We start from the raw sequence: 18,723 nt of genomic DNA on the forward strand, positions 1-18,723 counted from the left end.
GGTCTATTACACCCAGCCGCGATCCGTGACCGCGGCGTTATCCGCATCGGCAGAATCCGTCCCCAGTTCCACCGCGTCCTCGTACTCCATGACGAGGTCATCCTCGTCTACATCCACAGACACCAAGGAAGTCGTGGCGACCGGTACGATTTCCTGGTCCGCCACATCCGGATGATTCACCGCAGCCACAGGCGCCGCGCTCGGGTCGAAAGGCAGTTCCACATCAGGGAACCCCTCGAACAGTTCGGACAGACCCGGCATCACTGCTCGATGCTCGTTCAATGGCTCGAACAGTTCGGCGCTCCGCTCGCCGACCTCTACCACCGCCCGTCGGGCCGTGGAGATCACTGCCGCCGCAATATCTTCGTAGCTCAGCGTCGAAATATCGGACGAAAATCGGAGATCGGTAAGGTGACCTTGCGCGTCGACGGTGACGGTAACACGCATATCGGGCGTCGCGACAGTCACTGTGAGTTCGGCACGTTGCTGCTCGATCTCGGCGACCCGGCGCACCTGCTCGTGCAAACCGCTGAGCACAGCTTCCATCTCCGAGCGCCCCTCGGTGATGCGCCCATTCCACATCGTCAGCATCACCAACTCTCACTACCCGGCACCAGTGGGGACTCCGCCCCCGAACGCGTCCTTCACTCGAAGGAGCGCCGGGACGCCTCCTCTGCGACTTCCAGCTGATTCGCGAAGTCCCTTTGCGCCTGGGATACATCGCTGGTGTACTGCTTCTGCACACCCATCCCCTCCTTGACCGCTTCACTGCCGACCCTGAATCCGGGCTGCCCACCGATACCGTGCTCGAAATCCTGTCGGTACTGATCGCTGCCACTCACCGCCGGTGACCACAGCCGCGACAGGATCTCCACGAAACGCGATTCCCGAGAATCCACCGCATCACTGATATCGGCCCCCTTCCCAGCCGCCTTACGCAGGGCCTCGGTATCGACCTCGAGCTCCGACATAACTGAACACCTCTTCCTCCGCCCGATACCGGAGCGCCGCGCGTCCACCGCAGGGCGCATGCACTACGTATCCGACGCAGCCCAAGCGAATTACTTGATCGGATTGTATTCCGGGACAACGTTGATCACAGCCCTTGATGACTCAAGCATATGTAAAACGTCGACTACACCAGGTACGAATTCACCCCGCAGGCCAGCGATGCGGAACCGGCCCTGGCAACCGCTGGTTCGGAATGCCGGCCACCACCGCGCACCACCCGCTGCCGTATGACGAATCTCGAACTCCTCCCCGCCCAACCATATACCGGCGTATCGTCGCCTACCACAACCAGAAGGGAGGTGAGGACGGACGACCTCGAACCGACCACCTGGCCACAGTTCGAGTCCCCATTTCGCATACACATCTCCTGGAACGACTGCCCTGCTCCAGAAGTAACACCAATGCACATTCGATCACCAGGCCTGTCCGACTACCACCGCCGTATCGGCGGCCCTGGTTCTCGAAACCCGTAAAGCCAGCTCCAGCGTCACCTTCTCGGAGCTCCGAGCCAATTCCGACCGTGCCCGACGTCAAAGCCGTCTACGCTGCTCCTTGATCGCAGCAATCACCTCGGCAGCCGCATGATTGATTCGATCCGCGAACTTCTGGGAATCGGCTCCGGTAGCGAACCCCTCCGGCGAGACTACGTATCTTCCGTCTCCGATCACGTCGAACACCCAGAATGTCCGCCATACCCGATATCTAGGACCCAGCGGCGTCACTCCTTGCCCTACCTCCACATAGCCGGTGAAACTGTGTGGCAACTGCAGGAGTTCAGCCCCTCTGCGGAGTCCGACATCGTCGTTTTCCTCTCGAACCAACACTCGGCGCCGATCATCACCTGGCGAATCTCTCGAGGACAGCGGAATCTCCGACAGCCTCCCGCCCTCCCGGGCTGGGAGCCGCTGGACCATCTGATCGGCAACCGTGAGGTATCCGGTTTCCGTGATTATGAATCCGCCGCTGTGCTGAACAGTTCTACCGGGCAATTGTTCCAGCAGATAGGTACGGCCAGAACGACGCGCAACGTGCAAACGGATATGAGTGGACGGATCCTCGGGAGATCGGGGATCCCAGGCATGCAGTATCATGCGCAAGTCGGGCTTGACAACGACGTCGAGGACATCATCCAGCCCGTAGTCCCCGACCTGGCGCAGATGCTCCCGAGTCGAGTGTATTTCCCGCTCACTCTCAACCGCCGAATCGATATCGGAGAGAAAGGTGAATGGGGCGGGTAGCGATACCTCACGAAGATCTTCCCACAGAAGGACGAGCTCGAGCCCAGTCAACGCCCACTGACGCTCCATCAGTTATTCTCTGTCCGAGGCAACATCACTGGCTGCTCTTGCCCACCCTGGCGGGGTGGTACTCGCGGCTCCCGTACCGGCACTGGATTTCGCTGACCACCAGAGGGCTGCGGCTGGTCGGGTGCCGCGGGTCGTCCCCCGGTTTCACCGACCACCGGCCTGGTCATCTCGATGGCATCACCGAGTGCCTCGTCCAAGTTGCCGACCCGATCTAGATACTTGGCCCGTTCGTGCGTATCTTCACCCTGCCCACGACCAGCCCCTGCGCCTCCCGCACCGGGTGCACCACCCATTGGCATTCCCCCCATCGGAGGCCCACCGGTCTGTGAGCCGGGTATACCACCCAGAGGCGTATTCGCCGCCGCCGGAAGACCCGCGCGAGGAAACAGTTTCGATGTATCCAGCGATGGCCTCGACTGAATCGGACTGTTTCCAGGGCTAGAAGTTGTGCCGCCAGGAGCACCGCCACCGAGTCCCCCCGATCGGAGCCCGGGCAGACCTACCCCCCTCGGCGTGTCCCCGACGGATGGAACGCCACCAGTCGGGAACGGGCCCGGCATCTCGCTAGTCGCCATACTCTCTTGGACGGCGGTCAACCCGTCCTGCAGCGCCTGCCCCGCGGTGTTCAGGCCTTGCTGCATGGCCTGCATGCCCTGCTGCATCAGCTGCTGCTGGGCGGAGTCCTGCCGGGCTTGCTCCCAGGCCTCTTGTGGGTCGGGCTCGCGAACGCCGACCGAGAGCGCGGCCCGCCCTCTCAATTCCTCCTCCGGCAGCAGCGCACCGTCATCTATCGACGGATATCCGCTTCCACCCCCATACGGATGAATCCCCCCGCCGTCACCGGACGAATCAAATCCCCCACCATCGCTGGAACCATCGTCTTCTGCGTTGTCATCGAACACCGTGTCGTCGAGCGGAACTTCCGGAGTAAACACAGCTGTGGGTAACACCGGAAACAACCGATTCGTTTCCTCATATCCGGCGACGTACGTTGCCTTATAATCCTTCTGATAGGGCAACAGGTCAAAAGTCATCGAATAGCTTTGCCCATACGTTCCGCCGGAGACATAGACCGGCGCTGGCTGGTATGCCACAGTCGGCATACTATCGTGCGTTCTCTCCAGCCAATAGGCTGCCAACCGATGAGTGTCAGCCACTCGCCACATCGCGGGCCACAGGGCTTCGAGTTGTGTCGCGAATGCTGTCGCGGCCGCCACGGCGCCCACAGCACCCTTACCGTCCCAAGCATCCGCTGTCGAACCTCTGAAATTGGTCACGAACTCTGACGCAGCGGCATATACCGCATCCCCGAGCTCATACCACTTGCTCCCGAGATCCACATATTTACCGGGAATCCCGCATATGGATAATAGGGACCTCAGATTATACAGGTCATTCCAGCTCCTGGAGAGATACGGTTCCGCGTAGAAGCCCGTGCTTCGAGCAGATTCCATTGCCTCCAGACGTTCGCGCAGAAATTCTTCATCGTGTATAACTCCAGAGTGAGGAGGAATCTCGACTTCACCACTCGGGGCCGACGCAAGACTATCCAGATCGAAGTCTCTGGCGGATCCTTCCTCAGTCTCCTGGTAGGCTTTTATGGCCGTCTTCAACGTTTCGAGGATATTATCCAGTATATTCAGATAGCTACCCTCCTGCCCCACACGGCCGATAATCTCGTACAGTTCGTTACCCAGGCCTGCGAGTTCCTTGTCCAATTCGATCAGAGAAGTCGGCGCCGATACCGCATACTCAGCGCTGGGAAATTCGCCTATAAGTTTTCCCTCTGTTTTTACTTCCTCCAAGATACTCATGAGTTGAACACAATGTTCGGCGCATTGATATACGGCCAAGCCATCGACGACTACCAAGTCACCGCTAGAAGCCATCTCATTGAGTGATGACCACGTAGGCACCGCAACATCCGGCGCCTCTGGATCGGTTGCGGACGGCTCCTCCGTGGTCTCCTCGTCCTCGCCTGACATGTCATACCCCTCTCGAGCAGGTCACGTACTCGGCCCGGCCGCAGCGGCTGAGAGTCCACCGTCCAGCAGCCCGACTCTGTGTCGCGCCTGATAACGCTTCTCGAACTCCGCCACGAACCGAGCCGGCGGCACCGAGGACGACGACGGTTCCAGCACGCCGTCGTCGGCGATATAGAAGATCGCTCGCCCGATCGCGAGTTCACCCTTCGGCACCGGCACGTACACCATCCACCCGCAGTCGAGCCGGTCGGCGACCAACTCGTCGAGCGGGTAACCGGTAGTGTCCAGGCCGCGGCCGGTGATGTATTGCCGGACCCTGGCGAGTGCCAGTTCCTCGGGCATCACCGTAGGGATATCGCTGACCAGACCGGCCAGGCGGAACTGGAACAGTGCACCGTCGATATCGGCAGTGGCTCCGCCGAAGGCGTCAATGGCGGCTTCTTCGGTCACGGTTCCGTTTTCCGCGGTGGCCACCAGGGTCGCCATGGCCGAGCCCGTGCCCGGCGTGCGCTGGCCTGTCACCACCCGGTTGGCGATATCGCGCACGGTGTCCGCGGTCCACACCCCGGGTATCGCGGGGGCGCACTGTTCGGCGTTCGGGGATTCGCCGCGGTACCAGCGACCACCTTCCCACCAGTAGCAGAACGACAGCAGTCCGGAAGCCGCGCGTGGATTCAGGACCGGGTCGGCCACCCATTCGGGTGCGCCCGCATACAACTTCGGCATATCGCCGGCGCCGTTGTAGGTGGCGTCGAGGGCGGGGGCGTTCCACACACCGCCGGAGAGCACGGCACGGTCGCCGGGTAGCAGCGCCAGGGTTGCGCCACTGCGCCGGGCGCTTTCGAACCAACCTAGCGAGGGCAGTATTCGGGGACCCCACTCGGAACCCGCGGCCACGAACGCGGCGGCAAGGGTGGCCCAGCGCGCCCAGAGGATCGGTAGTGGCGGTAATTCGTTTTCGGCCAGTTCCGACCACACCGATTCGGCGCGGTCGGCGCGCGCCATCGCGGCGGCGCGTTGCGGGCTGCGGGTCTGCCGGTCCGCGTGCCGGATATAGGCAGCCAGCCAGAGGGGCAGTCGCTCCCGCGGATATGTCTCGAGATCGGCTCGGTAGGCGGCCGGACCGAAGAGCTGGCCTTCGGGGAACGGGTCGTCGCCGTAGTCATAGTCGATTTCGATAACCCGGTCGGGCGTGACATGCAGCAACAGCCGCCACCACGGCCCTCGATCGTCTTCGGCCGACACCGCTCGGTATTCCCGGGCGAGCGCGACCGCCGGCTCCGGTACGGCGACAACGGTGTCGACGCCCCCCGACGTGAATACCACCTGGGCGTGGTCCTCGGTCACTGTCACCGCGAACTCCCCGTACAACCGTTCCCACGAAGCCGGGGCCGATGCGATCAACGCATCGACAATCCGCTCGACATGGTCCCGGGTATCCGCGTCGCCGAAGTCCTGTTCGCGGGCGTTTTCGGCCGTTGTCGCGTCCGCGCCCCTGGATGAGGCTGATTCGCCGGCCTGTGCCGAGGATTCGGTTTCGTCTCGCGATCCGGTCCCGGACTCCGCATCGGATCCCTCGGTGCTCGCGACAGCAGGAGGCTCGGTTGTCCGGGCAGACTCAGTGGCACCGTCTGCTTCCGCGGCGGCGTCGAGGGTGAAAGCTACGTCCGGAGAATTCGCCGCGTCGCCGCCGCTGTCCTGACCCGCCATCCTATGGGAACCCTTTCGACCCTCGCCTCGACCGGAGGACCACGCGTGGCCGTGTACCTGGCGCACCGCGGACGAATGCTCCGAGATTTCGAATCCAGTTCAGCGCCCGTGCGTGCCGTTGTCAATCGATGCGTATACAAACCACAAATCGCTTACAGTCGCTTGATCTCGCACTGCCCTATCCCACGATGAATTACTGCCACGTCCTAGTGATCTGAGTTGCCTCCAGCGCCGTAAGTTTGTCGTAAGCATCGCCAACTGATCCAACCGACGCCGGAATAACCTCGAGCAGCAGGCGACTCGGCAACCTCTTCGTCTACGGAGGAAGCATCCTCCCAACTCGTGATGGTCCACTGCCCGCACCGTCGGATCGGATACCGCTTCGCCCCAGCTGTTCTCAACCTTGTGGAAGATCTGCCCGCAGGGCGAAGCGACGCACCCGGATGCTGTCGGGAACAGTGCCGAATAGGTCGCATCCGATACTACTTCCGACGGCAACCCGAGCCTACGGTCGATGCAGCAAACCGGCCGGATCGCATCACCGGGTCCATGCCGCCATCCCCCGATCCAGGAGCCTCGACGATGCCACTTGTTCCGACCACTGGAATCCACCACATCCGATTGACCGTCACCGATATCCGGCGCTCCCGCAGCTTCTACGAGGATGTGCTGGGTTTCCCGGTGGCCGCCGAATCCCCCGGCAGCCCCGACGATCCCGCTGTGCGTACCGACCCTTTCCGGCTGTACGGAGGAGTGGTCTTCGAAGTGAACGGAGCTCTCCTCGGACTACGCCCGGTGGCCACCGACCGGTTCGATGCCGACCGTGTCGGGCTCGACCACCTCAGCTTCGCCGTCGCCACCCGCGACGACCTCGTCGACGCCGCGGCACGGCTGAGCGCCGCCGGCATCTCGCACGGGGAGGTCATCGAAATGGATCAGTTCGGCATCGCGATTCTCTCGTTCGACGACCCCGATGGCATCCATCTCGAACTCACCGCACCGCTCTGAGATCAGGATTCATGGCAATCGAAGTGGCGGCACCGCGCGAGGCACGAAGGACCGGAGCATGAATGGCGACAACTATTCGACCGCGGACTCGCTTCCGCCGCTTCCGCAATTGTGGGCGCGGTGGGCGGCCGTCGCCGCGGCGAGCGCAGCAGCACGCATGCCCCAGGGGCCGCGAGTATTGCCGCTGGTGGCATGCTTCACCAGCGGATGCGGCAGCGGGTCCGTCCTGTATGCCCGAGCGCCTGGTACGGCGGAGCTCTGGGGCGAGGTCCAAGCGCACTGCTCGGCGGTTACCGCGGGGCGGCCGTTCGGTTACCGTTGGAAAGCCGGTCGCTGGTACCACACAGAACCGGCGGCGGGCGGCAAATACGGAGAAGCACTGCCCGATATCTGCACCACGGACAGCACCGTCGACACCATCTGCGACCTGGTGGGTGCCGACGATGAGGAGCGCCGGGCGGCGGCTGTCACGATGGTCTGCGCCGCAGAGCTCGGCACCGTCGCGCGCACCGTCATCGACTGCATCTTCTCCGGTTCGACATATTTCAACGTCGACCATGCAGTGACCCAGCTGGCCATGGCCGGCATATCCGTGACAGGTCCGGATCCACTCCGGCTGCCACCATCCATACAAGCCGACAGAGCAGCAGGACAGGATCGGACGCACCGGCGGAGGCCGGCTCTCACGCCGGCACCGCCACCTCGGCCTGCTCGCACGTTCTGAACACTGTGCTCTGGGCCAGGAAGCGCCATACCCGGGACTGTTACGCGGCAGACTCTTGCTGGCTACGCTGGTGAATTCTGACGTCGGATATCGGTGAAATTCAGCGCAGGCCAGCGAGGCCGACCTCGCTCTGCATCGGTGAAATATGACGTCATCCGCGAGCGTGTCTTGCCGCATGGGCATGTCCGACGATGCACGCGCGTATGACGGATCACGTCCGTGAGGCCGCGATGGCATGCCCCCGCCAGTCTGTGTGCTCCGGGAGTGGTCCAGGATCGGTGCACCACGTGATGAGTTCGGCCACGTGTGATGGGCGGATCTCGTCGGTGAGGCCGAACATCGGGCAGCGAAAACGGCGAGTTGGGCCGTTCTGGGTCGTTCCGCGAAACTCGGGGCCCAGCACGGTGACATGCCGCGTTTTCTCGTCTTGGTTCAGGACGTAGCCGAGGAGAATCCGTCGATCGTCGGTCGCGACCGTAAGGGTGGCTGCGCCGGGCGCATTGTAGTTCTCCCAGCCCGCGCGGACCCACCATAGAAATTCGCGAGTGCCCACCACGATCCTGCGCCGGCCCTTCTTTGCGATTGCCATGTGGCAACGCTAGAACGCTGGTGCGGTGGAGCACACACGATTTTCGTCGTCCAGTGTCACAGAATGCCGCTCGCGGCGTGCGCCAGCCTTGCTACGCGCGACGTCCGCTTATGCCGCGCAGTGCACGTGCCACGATGCTGTCAAGTTGGGCTATGACGTCAGATTTCGCCGATACGACATCCAGCCTGCTCTGGCCGCCGTCAAGCTTCGCCGATGAACGACGTCGGGATTCACCGATGTAGCCACTCTTGCTGCGGCTGCTCCCGGGGATCCAGTTTCGAATCGGCCAGCCGCGGGCGCCGCTGTTCGTCCGTAGCTGCCGATGACGAAGCAGGGAGGGCAACGCCGTCCGGCCGCTCCACAGGCTGCAGCTCCGGCCGCCAATCCGCAGCGGTCGCCGGTTGTTCAGCGGCGGAGACCGGCGTCAGAGGTGCTCCTGCCTCATCTGGAGGCCCGGGATCCGCGGATCTGCGCGATGGTGAGATCCCGGCGGCGCCGGATCAGCGCCCGCAGTGCGCCGCCACTGAGATAGCCCACTTCGGAGGCGATCGCGTCCACCGTCTTCGTAGTGGAACGTAACAAATGCACCGCCCGTTCCAACCGGATATCGTCGGCGAAGTCCTTCGGTGACATCCCGAGGTCCGCCCGCACCACCCTTTGCAGGCTGCGTTCCGAGATGCCCAGCTCCCGGGCCGCGGTGGCGATCAGGAACTGATCGGCGATATGGGCACGCACCCACCGCTCGAACTCGGCGATCAGCGGGTTGCCGCGGGCCATGATTTCCGGGATCACATACTGCCACTGATTAGTCCGGTTCCCCATCGTCAGGAACCGGGAGGTGCGTTCGGCGAGGTCGGGACTGGCCCGGTAGACCAGCGACAACGCGAGGTCCATATGGGACAGGATCGCGCCGGCCGTGGTGACCTGGTTGCCGTGGCACATGATCCGGCTTTCGTCCAGCTGGACGTTCGGATATCGGCGGCGGAAGTCCGGGCCGAGCCACCAGCTGGTGGTGGCCGGCGAACCGTCCAGGACGCCGGCCTCCGCCAGGAAGTAGGTCGCGGTGCACGCGGCAGCCAGATGGACCCCGTCCGCGTGGGCACCACGGAGCCGGTCGAGCACCGGTGCGTGCACGGGGCCCGACACCAGATCGACCAGGGTTTCCGCCGCCAGCACGTTGACCGCGGGCACGACCATGGTGTCGATCGGTTCGGCGGCCAGCTCGGACAACGGTGTCGTGGGAATGACATGGCCGCGCGCCGAGGTGACGCTGTCGCCTAGTCCGGCGATGTGGATGTCCCAATCCGCGGGTGGGCGTGCTACTTCGCCACGGAGGGAGCCGGCCAGGTCGAAGGCCTCCAGTACCGCACTCAGACCGAAATCGGCCACTCCGTCCACCACAAAAACCGCCAGTTGCATGCCGGGAATCGTAGGGGATCTGTCGCTTCCCGCATTGCGCAATCCGGATTCCTCTGATTCGGCCCGCACCCGCGACCACCATCCGTCCATGAACAGTCGCAGGCGCTTGTGGCCGTCATGACCTGCCCCGTTGTGCGCGTGACCGAAAAGGCACGAGAGCTGTCGCATCCGGCACTCGGCACCGACCTCGGCCGTCATTAAGCTCGGCATATCCAAGCGGCTGGACCAGCATAGACGTGCAGGTCCGGGGCCGTTACCGCACCGAGGCCCCGCACTCTGCGCCCGCCGCCGAAACGGAGGAAGACGGTCGGACGATGACCACCATACAGATAGTGGCTGCTGTGATTGTATGTATCGATATCGGGATAGTGGCCGCGGCGTTGTGCTGGCCGGAACCACACGAGGCCGAGAACCACGAGCAGGCCGTGTCGAATCCCTCATCGAAGAGCTCGCGGCCCGGGGTGTTGCAGCGGCTCCTACCACCACAGTGCCACCCCCTGACAGCGATGTTGCCGGGCCCGGCACGCCGCACATTTCAGCCGCCCCTGCTCGGCACGGCGGGAGACCCGGCCGATCGTGCCGAATTCACCGCTTAATAATTCCCAGCAATGGCGATGTCAAAGACACGTAAATTCGCCGCCGGCCGGGTGCTGAACCGGTACGATTTTTAACCCAAACTTGAGCATGAAAACGGGCGCAATTCGTGTGCAGTTCGGTAGTTTCAAACCTCGAGCACGAAAGGTTTGGGGGTACGCGAATGTACGATCTGCAGGCAGCACCCGATGCGATTCACGCCTACGGTGATTCAGAAGCGATCACGGCCGCCGAAGTCGCGACCGCCGGCGCCACGAACCAGGCGGCACTCATCGCGGCCGCGGTACCGGTATTCGGTCTGATCGGGCAGGATTTCCTGGCGGCGTTCGCGGTGGCGCAGGCCAACAATCTGCTGTCGGTGAACGAGATCGCGGCCGTCCATGCCGCCACAGCCGTCGCAGCTCATCAAAGCGCCGCAACCTACGAGGCCACCGAACAGGGCTCCGCCGCCGCGTTCAGCAAGATTCGCGAGCTCAGATGATGCCACCGCTCGACCCCACTATTGCCGAGGCATTGCGGTCGAGCCCCGTCGGCCCGATCATGGACAAACCCCTCGATCAGGTGCTGCGGGATATGGGTCTGCCGCCGCTCCCGGAGCTTCCGGAATTCCCGCTGCCCACACTCGATCTCACGGCATTGACCCGGCCACTCACCGATCTGGCGAGCAGTTTCGGCACCGGGCAGTTCCCCGCGGCGCCGGAGGTCGATCCGGTACAGGTGCTCTCTCAGGTGTCCTCGGTAGTTCAGACCGCGATCCAGGTCGGTTCGTCGGCGATGCAGATGGCGTCCGGTCTCTGGGAGGGGCAGGGCGCCCAGGCCGCGGCGGCCAAACAGAGCCAGGTGAGCGCCGACAGTGCCGCAGTCGCGGCCCAGAGCGCGCAGACTTCCGTGGGTGTGGCAGCCGCGGCGGGATCGGTGATGCGGGGCGGAATCACCATGGCGGCCATCGTCGCGAAGTACGTCACGCAGGTCACCATGGCCGTCCCGTTCCTCGGCACCGGGGCCGGGGAGGCGTTCCTGACCGCCAGCACGATCGAAACCATGATCGAGGCACTTGCCGTCGTCGCCCAGACCCGTACCGAACTCACCGCACACAGCGCCGGGATGACCGCAACCGGGGCCAAGATCCCGGTCACCGACGCGCCGAACGCCGAGGCCATGCAGATTCTGTCGCAGATCATGCAGGTCCTGCCGACCGTGCTGAACGCGGCGACCACCGGAGCCAAACCCCTTGCCGAAGCCAACGCCGCGCTACACCCGCAGACGCTGACGGCTACCGCACAGCGCACCGCCACGAAAGGTCCACACGACGGTCCGAAGGGCGGTGGACCCGGTAGTGGAATGCCGATCCTGAGCGGCGGTGGTGGACCGGCACCCATGGCCCGGCCGCTCGCACCGTGGTCCGGGTCCCCCGCCGGCAGTACCGGATCCACCACGACACCGGCCGCGCCGTCGTCGGCCAACAGTTCATCCGCAGGTACGCCGATGCGTGGTACCCCGGGATTCCTGCCCGGCGGTGCCGCCGGTGGAATGGCGCGGGGAGCAGGAGAGTCGGTATCCACCGGCGGCCCTCTCGGCGGACAACTCGTCACCGGCCAGCACGGCAGCGAGGTCGTCGGCGACCTCCACATCGCAACCCCGCCCGTGATCGGCGCCGCCGAGCACACCGCGGACGCGGCGCCCGAGGGCCCGCCACCGGACAAAGCACTCACTCTGTGAAATCGGGGACGACACCATGCAATACGATCCAGAACTCGCTCATACCGCCGCCCGCGATCTCGAAGCCCTCGCCGACCGGCTCAGCACCGCGCTCCGCGAAGACGGGCCGCTGTTGCGCACCGAACCCGCGGGCGGCGACGAGGTCTCTACGCGTGCCGCAGATACCCTGCGCCGCGTCGGCGATTCCTACAACGAGGCAAGCGACCTCGTGGTCTACGAGTTACGCAAGCTCGCCGCCGTCGTCCGCAGCCAATCCGCCGGGATCCTCGAGATGGAGCACAACAACTCCATAGCGCTCGGTGCGGCTCGCGAGGTGGCTGGATGATCGAACCGCCAGGTTTCACAGGTGTGGTCTGGCAGGCACGGCCCGCGGAGCAGCTGGCTCACAATCTCAACGCAGGCGCCGGTACCGCACAACTGGCCGAATCGGTGGCCGCCTGGACCCGGCTGAGCGCCCAGTTCGGGACGGCCCTGCTGGACTACGACCGAATCCTCGCAACACTTCGCCAGGCCTGGCGTTCCGATAACAGCACCGCCTTCCTCGAACAGATCACCACGCTGCGCACCGCATTGGAGAAAGCGGCCGCGGCCGCCGCGACCAATGCCACTCGCACCGCCGACCACATCGTGGACTACGAGGTGGCCCGAGCCGCTATGCCGCATCCCGTGGAGCTCTCCGCCCTGGCCGACGCTCAGCGGCTGCTCGCGCAGGTGAGCGCGACACTGGGTGCGCCGCTGCTGGCCACGGGCGATGAGACCGACACCCAGCAGGATGTCGCGAAAACTCACGCCGCACGAGTAATGCGAACCTACGAAACATCGAGCGAGCCGTTGGCAATGCCATGGCAGCACGAACCTCCCCAGGTGGTCGCCCCGGACACCGCACTGCGTGCGGAACAGGCGGCAGCCCGTACGCCGACACCCCCGCCACCGCCACCGGTTTCTCGTGCCGTTGCCGCGTTCCCCCGCATGCCTACGGTATCGATACCTCGGGAACTCACGGCCTACCGGAGCACCCCGACAGCGCAGTCATCTCCTTCGACGCAATACTCTCCCGCTGCCTCGACGGCTCAACCGGAGGCGGGCAATGGACGCATGATGCCCGGCGCCATGGCCCAGGCGACCGGTACCGGCGACAACGAACGCAACAGCCGGGGATCCGAATCGCCCTACCGATCGGACCCCGACGATGTCGCCGGCCACCTGCAGGCCGCACCCGCCGTGCTGGGTGTCGCCGATGCTCCCACGAGCGGTTCCGACCGCACCGACGGTACCTCGGCGGAGGCGGCGCGATGAGAACCCTCGGCAACGATGCGCTGCTCGTACTCGCGGAGCAACTCGACATTCAAACGCTGCCGAATGTGCTCGGGGCAGGGCCACAACAGGATTCGTACGACGACTGGCACACGGCGCGCGATTCTGCCGTTGCCGACCTGCGAGCCGGGGGCATCATCGACCCGTACGGTGATGTCGAGTCCGATCTCGCCCAGGCTCTGTACATCCTGGCCAAACCGGAACGCGAACTGCTCGCCAGAAGTTACGGCGGGCAGCCGGGCACTCGGGTCTGTGTAGCGCTCCGTGCCGGTCGCTGCGCGCTGGCCGTCCGCGCCGGGGCGGACTTCGAGATCGGAACGCTGTGGAGCGATGGAACGGCCGACAGCCTCACCACACCGATACTCTCCGCTCTCCCGGCCTGCGCCCCTGCCGACGTAGCAGCATTCAGCGCGCCCACATCCGAGCTCGCGAACGGCCTCGACAATGCGGAAGACACCGGTGGATTCGCCGATGCGTTCTATGCCCTGGGCGCCGCCGAACGAGAGGCCACGATCCTCGGGGCGGCTTTCGGATCCTGTTTCGCCGTCACCGAGATCGTGGCGCGCGCATCCGCCGACGGGATCATCACGCGGGCGCGCGGGTCGGTGGTTGTCTACGACACCGATCGCGGACGGGTTGTTGCTGCGCCCATGGTCACCCCGGACCAGCAAGTCTGGACCACCGTGACGAGCGGAACCGGCCACCGGGTAACACAGGCCGTTGCCACGTTGCTCGAAGGCCTTCCCGGGGGGAGGTGGCTTACCCCGTCGCACAGCGATTGATTCCACCATGTATCGACCGGGTCGCCGGATCGGGCGTCCCGATACCTATGAAAGGTCAACACCATGACTGGCAGTTTCACCAATCTCGACACCGACTCGATCGGAGCGGACCAGGCCGCGGTCGCCAACGTCGCAACCCGTATGAACGACGCGATCGAAAACCTTCGCACGACGTTCAATCTCATCAATCAGGAAGTCCAGGACGTCAAGCGTGGCTGGAAAGGCATGGCGAACACGTCATTCGAGAACAAGCTGGTTGAATGGGACGGAGAAGCAAAAAGGCTGAACGACAAGCTCCAACTGCTTCAGGAAGCCGTCAACAACAGTGGCAAGAAGATCGGCGAAGGGGATGAAGCGAACGTCTGATCAGGCGCCATCACCCATTCACCACGATCACCCGAAACTCTCGAGAGAAAGAACATAAGTTATGACCGATTTCATCCAGTACAGCAAGGGCCAGATCATCGAAATGGTCAATGCGATAAATACACATGCCGGGACAATGGACACCCAGATCGAGGAACTGGGCCTCGCCGGCCCAGCCTTCCGCGACAGCCTCGCGGGCGCCGAGGCGCAGGCCGGATTCGACGCGACGCATTCGTTGCTGATGCAAGAGCTCGCAGACACCACCCAGATTCTGCGCGACCTCAACGCAAGCGCCGGTTATGCACTGGACAACATGATCGCTGTCGACAGGGGCATCGGCCAGGGATTCGATATCGTGTGACTTTCGCGTTCCGCATTCCTCGACGCCGGCTGGGCCGAGTTCAGCTGGCGTCGAGAACATTCGGAACTCTACCGGACGTGCTGGGGGACGTGCTTGTCGACCACCCCGCACTCCCGGCCACTTCGAACCTACAACCATCGCGACGCGACGACACTGCAAGTGGTCACGAACCGGCCGAATTACTTACCTCGGTTGCGCGGCGTGTGATTGCACCGCAATCCGGCCCCGGTCCTGCGCTGCCTGGATCACGACCACCGTCACCTCTGTCACCGACCCGTCGCCGCGCCGGACCTCGCATCGAGTTTCGGCGCCCACCCGGATCTGCAGAACGCCCGGGCATTGGGCCAGGAAGAATCCCCAACCTTCCTGTTCCGCCAGAATATGTTCGACTGCGCGCTCGAGATCGAACCGCCCGAAGCATTCCGCCGTACCCATCATCGAGAGTGTGCAGGCGCTGAGAAGCAGAACTGCACTGAGTGCCATCGATACCGGAAGTGGGGCGATTCGCACGAAAGGCTCCTTTGTCGGAATCCGGCCCGCTTATCGATCATCCGGGCCCCTCCCGGACCTAGCGAGCGTCTCACTCCGACAATGGCCGTCTATGCTTTCCACAAACTTATCGAATTCTTTTGTTCTGCACGGTTTTTACCCTACCAAGGGGCAGTTCTTGCACCGAAGGTGAGCAAGTACCACCCCCAAGGGTGGTTGCGTGTGCTCGCCGATTCAACCCTCGCGGACCGGCCCGGGTGACGGGATGAGCCGGAGCCCGAACAGGAGATCGGAATTGCGCACATACTCCGGTGATTCGATCCCGCGGAGCAGGCCGGCCCGGCGAATCCAGCTGTGGTTCCAGTGATGGAGCTGCGGGATGGCCACCCCGCAACGATTCGCGGTGCCGCGGAGCCGGCGGCCGCCACTACCTATGGCGCCGGTGAACAGTTTCGAACCGCTGTCCGCGCGGCTGTCGTAATAGATCTGGAGATCGTGTAACAGGTCCTGGGCTGCAGGCGGGATCACCCACACATACACATCGGCGGCCCGGCTGTAGCCGATCGGCCCGGTGAAGATGAGTGAGTCGTGGTTCAGCGCCAGCTGTGGCACTGCAGCGAGCTCGACCATCGTGGCGCCGGTGAAGAGCACCGTAGCGAGGGCCGCGGCGTCGACCGGGTTGCCGGCCCGGGCCCGGATCTGCTCCGCTGTCCCGCGATCGAATCGCACGGTGGTCAGCCCGGAACCCACCGAATAATTGAGGTCCGGAGGTAGATCCAGGCGCATGCCGTGGAGCAGAAAGGCGGCTTGGGCACCGCGTAACCGCACGATCGTATGCCCGCGGCCGGGACTGCCCGCGACGAACCCGCCGAGGAAACGATAGAGGCCCAGAATATCCAGCCACTCGTCGTTGCGGCCCACGCTCGGACCGCCCGGGAGGAAATGCCGTGGCGCGGGCCGGGGACGCAGTATCGTCCGCATGTATTCGGCCCGGGCCACTTCGTCACGTCCGAACCAGACCGGCCTGCTCCGGCGATCCAGGTCGTGGTGGCAGGGCAGTCCGGTGCGCGCGGCGATCCACCGGCAGGTCGCTCCGAGACCGGCCGTGTAGACGGCGTCCACCCGTGCAAATTCCGATGGTGCGAGTCGCCGGTAGGCGTCCGCGCGGAAGGTGGCGACATCGCTGTCGGGGATGCGGGACAGGAGATGGTCACCGGCCGTCACGGACACCGTGGCCCGAACCCGGCGGCCGGCATCGCGATATCCCATCTGCCGGGTTCCCGGTTCCGGCGGCTTCGACGCAACCGGCGCGCTCGGCGACCGGCGCGCATCCAGCCACTGCCGTAGCGTCTCCTCGGTTATCCCCAGCTGTTGCGCGGCGGACCGCACGGTGTCGAGGGGCAGCTCACTGTTCGGATCGAGGCGTAGCAGCCGGTCCAATGGGGAAGGACGTAACGTTGGACCGCTGGTCTCGGTCACGGCAACAACCTCCTGGGCGGCGGGCCCGAAATAGCGCACTATCGGTGCGATATATACATTCGATCACCAATTCCGGTGTTGAGACAGCAAATCAACCAGAATTCAACCGCAATGACAATTCGACAGCGCGCTCGCGTGGTTGCGCAAAGTTGGCAGATCCTTGGAACAGGATACTGAAACGAACGGGAGTCACATTATTTACACTGGAAGCGCCCTCCGTCGTGCCAGCTATCGGGCGGCCCGGACAGTGGCCGGGTGATTGCCAAGAATTCTGAAAATCCTAGAGTCAGAACGGCCACAAAGGTCCTGTGGTCCGTCACTGCCTCACCGGGATGTCACGCCGGATCTGGCAGGCTGCGGCGGGCCGGCAACCGATCGACCGGATCCGGAACGTCGGGAGAGCCTTTGAACGAGACAAGGCCCCGGCGACGGAATCATCCGAGTCGCCGAGGTCTTGTAAATTCATGAGCCGTACTCACGGCTCATCGGTTGTCGCGTCAGAAACCAGGAAAACCAGGTGTCTCTACGTCGACCTCCGGGTTGAGAATTCCGCACACCTTCCAGCCGCCGTCCTCTTTGACAAGGTCATAGGTCGTGGTCGACGTGGTCTCGTCGCCGAGCAGTTCCATGGTCATCTCAATGGTGAACGTCCCGGAATCGCTCCCTGAGGACACGTCCACACTCTTCAAACTCATCTCCGGTTCCGGCATGCTCGACGGAACACCGGTGGGTTTCACCGGATTCTGGTTCTCGAACTGTTCGATTTCGTCGAGATCTGCCGCGCATACCAGATCCTTGGGATCGCCCTCCTGATCCACCCAGGCCTGGGCTACATCGCGGGGGTCGTCGTATCCGCCGCCGATGGCGCCACCACCACCGCTGAAGAGGAAGAACGCCCCCACACCGACGGCAATCAACACCACGGCCACACCACCGATGATCAGCGCGATCTTACCTCCACCACCACCCGACGGACGGGGCGGCTGACCGTACCCCCCCGGCCCACCGTACGGCGGCTGACCCGGCGGCGGATACTGCTGACCGTACTGCGGTTGACCCGGATAGGGCTGGCCCGGCATCGGCTGGCCCGGCATCGGCTGCCCTGAGTACGGCTGGCCGGGGGGCATGGGCTGACCCGGCTGCTGATGGTACGGATTGGGGGGTTGCGGGTGACCCATTCGGAAGTCCTGTTTCCCTTGCTGTCCTGCGCGGAGCCGGTTCGGCGCCGCGTCCTACTCTAATTTCCCCACGGCGGCGTGGTGTTAACACTGTTTTCCGGTAGTCACTGTACGTAATCGCCTGCGGGACCGAGGGGCAGGAGCCGTCTTCGTTCCGCGGTGGCAAGAGCAAGCTACCGGGCACCTATACGATCGCGGCGACATGCCGGCGCGGTGAACCCGGCCGAGAGTCCCGGCGACGGCCAGCCGAGGAGGCCACGGGGTCATTCGGCCGTTGTCCACCTTTCTCGGCCCGGCGCCAGCACATGCGTATCAGAGTTTCGTCCCACGTTCCCGCGCAGCACTCCCGCTGATGGGAACCTCACGGAGAAGGACCGCCGGGTGCGATGAGACATCCCGCCGGGTTCCGTCTACCGGTACGAGATCCGACAATGCCCGGAGGCACCGTAGACGAAGGGCACACACCGGCCGCAGGCCAGCGGCGGCCGGAAATGAAAAGTATCGTGGGAACCATCGCCGTACACGAGTTCGTATCCCTCGACGGGTCGTACGAGGATCCGTCGTTCACCTTCGAATTCGGGTTCGATCCGCAAATGGGTGAGACCCTCGCCGCAATCCCCAGAGCGGCGAAAGCCGTCCTGCTCGGTCGCAACACCTTCGAGATGTTCGCCCCGGCCTGGTCCACCCG

Annotated in this window: 19 protein-coding genes; 9 read left to right on the forward strand and 10 right to left on the reverse strand. The window is 64.1% G+C overall.

The features are described 5' to 3' along the window. Window positions 1-6: 6 nt before the first annotated feature. From NFL01S_RS01415 to NFL01S_RS01440, 5 genes are all read right to left on the reverse strand, one after another. Window positions 7-591, reverse strand: coding sequence for a YbaB/EbfC family nucleoid-associated protein (locus tag NFL01S_RS01415; RefSeq protein ID WP_245670495.1), 585 nt, complete (start codon window positions 589-591; stop codon window positions 7-9). A 53-nt stretch (window positions 592-644) separates the two neighbouring features. Beyond that, on the reverse strand, window positions 645-971 hold the full coding sequence (locus NFL01S_RS01420) for a hypothetical protein (protein WP_062970643.1): 327 nt from the start codon (window positions 969-971) through the stop codon (window positions 645-647). A 570-nt stretch (window positions 972-1,541) separates the two neighbouring features. Next, window positions 1,542-2,318, reverse strand: a complete 777-nt coding sequence (locus NFL01S_RS34060) for an ESX secretion-associated protein EspG (RefSeq protein WP_084492313.1) — start codon at window positions 2,316-2,318, stop codon at window positions 1,542-1,544. After that, a complete protein-coding gene (locus NFL01S_RS35130) occupies window positions 2,318-4,303 on the reverse strand; it encodes a hypothetical protein (RefSeq protein WP_157116142.1) in 1,986 nt (661 codons plus the stop codon). The genes NFL01S_RS34060 and NFL01S_RS35130 overlap by 1 nt, the downstream gene beginning before the upstream one ends. 21 nt (window positions 4,304-4,324) lie before the next feature. Continuing rightward, window positions 4,325-6,013, reverse strand: coding sequence for a hypothetical protein (locus tag NFL01S_RS01440; RefSeq protein WP_245670469.1), 1,689 nt, complete (start codon window positions 6,011-6,013; stop codon window positions 4,325-4,327). 582 nt (window positions 6,014-6,595) lie between these two features. Here NFL01S_RS01440 and NFL01S_RS01445 point away from each other — a divergent pair. Both NFL01S_RS01445 and NFL01S_RS01450 read left to right on the forward strand, forming a co-directional pair. Continuing rightward, window positions 6,596-7,021 (forward strand): VOC family protein, encoded by a 426-nt coding sequence (locus tag NFL01S_RS01445; protein WP_062970650.1) that lies wholly within the window; start codon window positions 6,596-6,598, stop codon window positions 7,019-7,021. A gap of 58 nt (window positions 7,022-7,079) precedes the next feature. Next, a complete protein-coding gene (locus NFL01S_RS01450; RefSeq protein WP_062970652.1) occupies window positions 7,080-7,745 on the forward strand; it encodes a hypothetical protein in 666 nt (221 codons plus the stop codon). A 211-nt stretch (window positions 7,746-7,956) separates the two neighbouring features. Here the strand turns inward: NFL01S_RS01450 and NFL01S_RS01455 are convergent, their stop codons facing one another. Together NFL01S_RS01455 and NFL01S_RS01460 are read right to left on the reverse strand one after the other, a co-directional pair. Then, window positions 7,957-8,334 (reverse strand): hypothetical protein, encoded by a 378-nt coding sequence (locus NFL01S_RS01455; RefSeq protein WP_062970654.1) that lies wholly within the window; start codon window positions 8,332-8,334, stop codon window positions 7,957-7,959. Window positions 8,335-8,775: 441 nt separating this feature from the next. Further along, a complete protein-coding gene (locus NFL01S_RS01460; protein WP_062971266.1) occupies window positions 8,776-9,753 on the reverse strand; it encodes a GlxA family transcriptional regulator in 978 nt (325 codons plus the stop codon). A gap of 757 nt (window positions 9,754-10,510) precedes the next feature. Between NFL01S_RS01460 and NFL01S_RS01470 the strand changes: the two genes are divergently transcribed. The 7 genes from NFL01S_RS01470 (at window position 10,511) to NFL01S_RS01500 (ending at window position 14,889) form a co-directional block, all read left to right on the forward strand. After that, window positions 10,511-10,828, forward strand: a complete 318-nt coding sequence (locus NFL01S_RS01470; RefSeq protein WP_062970658.1) for a type VII secretion target — start codon at window positions 10,511-10,513, stop codon at window positions 10,826-10,828. Next, complete coding sequence (locus NFL01S_RS01475; protein WP_063915784.1) at window positions 10,825-12,066, forward strand: hypothetical protein; 1,242 nt, start codon at window positions 10,825-10,827, stop codon at window positions 12,064-12,066. Before NFL01S_RS01470 ends, NFL01S_RS01475 begins: the two co-directional genes overlap by 4 nt. A gap of 16 nt (window positions 12,067-12,082) precedes the next feature. Beyond that, entirely contained in the window at window positions 12,083-12,391 is a 309-nt protein-coding gene (locus tag NFL01S_RS01480; protein WP_062970661.1) for a PE family protein, read from the forward strand. Next, window positions 12,388-13,362, forward strand: a complete 975-nt coding sequence (locus tag NFL01S_RS01485) for a PPE domain-containing protein (RefSeq protein ID WP_062970663.1) — start codon at window positions 12,388-12,390, stop codon at window positions 13,360-13,362. Before NFL01S_RS01480 ends, NFL01S_RS01485 begins: the two co-directional genes overlap by 4 nt. Then, window positions 13,359-14,162 (forward strand): ESX secretion-associated protein EspG, encoded by an 804-nt coding sequence (locus NFL01S_RS01490; RefSeq protein WP_062970666.1) that lies wholly within the window; start codon window positions 13,359-13,361, stop codon window positions 14,160-14,162. The genes NFL01S_RS01485 and NFL01S_RS01490 overlap by 4 nt, the downstream gene beginning before the upstream one ends. 63 nt (window positions 14,163-14,225) lie before the next feature. Continuing rightward, entirely contained in the window at window positions 14,226-14,528 is a 303-nt protein-coding gene (locus tag NFL01S_RS01495; RefSeq protein ID WP_062970668.1) for a WXG100 family type VII secretion target, read from the forward strand. 61 nt (window positions 14,529-14,589) lie between these two features. Beyond that, window positions 14,590-14,889 (forward strand): hypothetical protein, encoded by a 300-nt coding sequence (locus NFL01S_RS01500; protein WP_062970670.1) that lies wholly within the window; start codon window positions 14,590-14,592, stop codon window positions 14,887-14,889. A 183-nt stretch (window positions 14,890-15,072) separates the two neighbouring features. Here the strand turns inward: NFL01S_RS01500 and NFL01S_RS01505 are convergent, their stop codons facing one another. From NFL01S_RS01505 to NFL01S_RS01515, 3 genes are all read right to left on the reverse strand, one after another. Beyond that, window positions 15,073-15,399, reverse strand: a complete 327-nt coding sequence (locus NFL01S_RS01505) for a DUF4333 domain-containing protein (RefSeq protein WP_062970671.1) — start codon at window positions 15,397-15,399, stop codon at window positions 15,073-15,075. 213 nt (window positions 15,400-15,612) lie between these two features. Further along, complete coding sequence (locus NFL01S_RS01510; RefSeq protein WP_157116144.1) at window positions 15,613-16,857, reverse strand: type 1 periplasmic-binding domain-containing protein; 1,245 nt, start codon at window positions 16,855-16,857, stop codon at window positions 15,613-15,615. Between the two features lie 497 nt (window positions 16,858-17,354). After that, complete coding sequence (locus tag NFL01S_RS01515; protein ID WP_157116146.1) at window positions 17,355-17,951, reverse strand: Rv0361 family membrane protein; 597 nt, start codon at window positions 17,949-17,951, stop codon at window positions 17,355-17,357. Window positions 17,952-18,723: the final 772 nt, after the last annotated feature.

This window comes from Nocardia flavorosea NBRC 108225 (assembly GCF_001613385.1).
In the GTDB taxonomy this organism is placed as follows: Bacteria; Actinomycetota; Actinomycetes; order Mycobacteriales; family Mycobacteriaceae; genus Nocardia; species Nocardia flavorosea.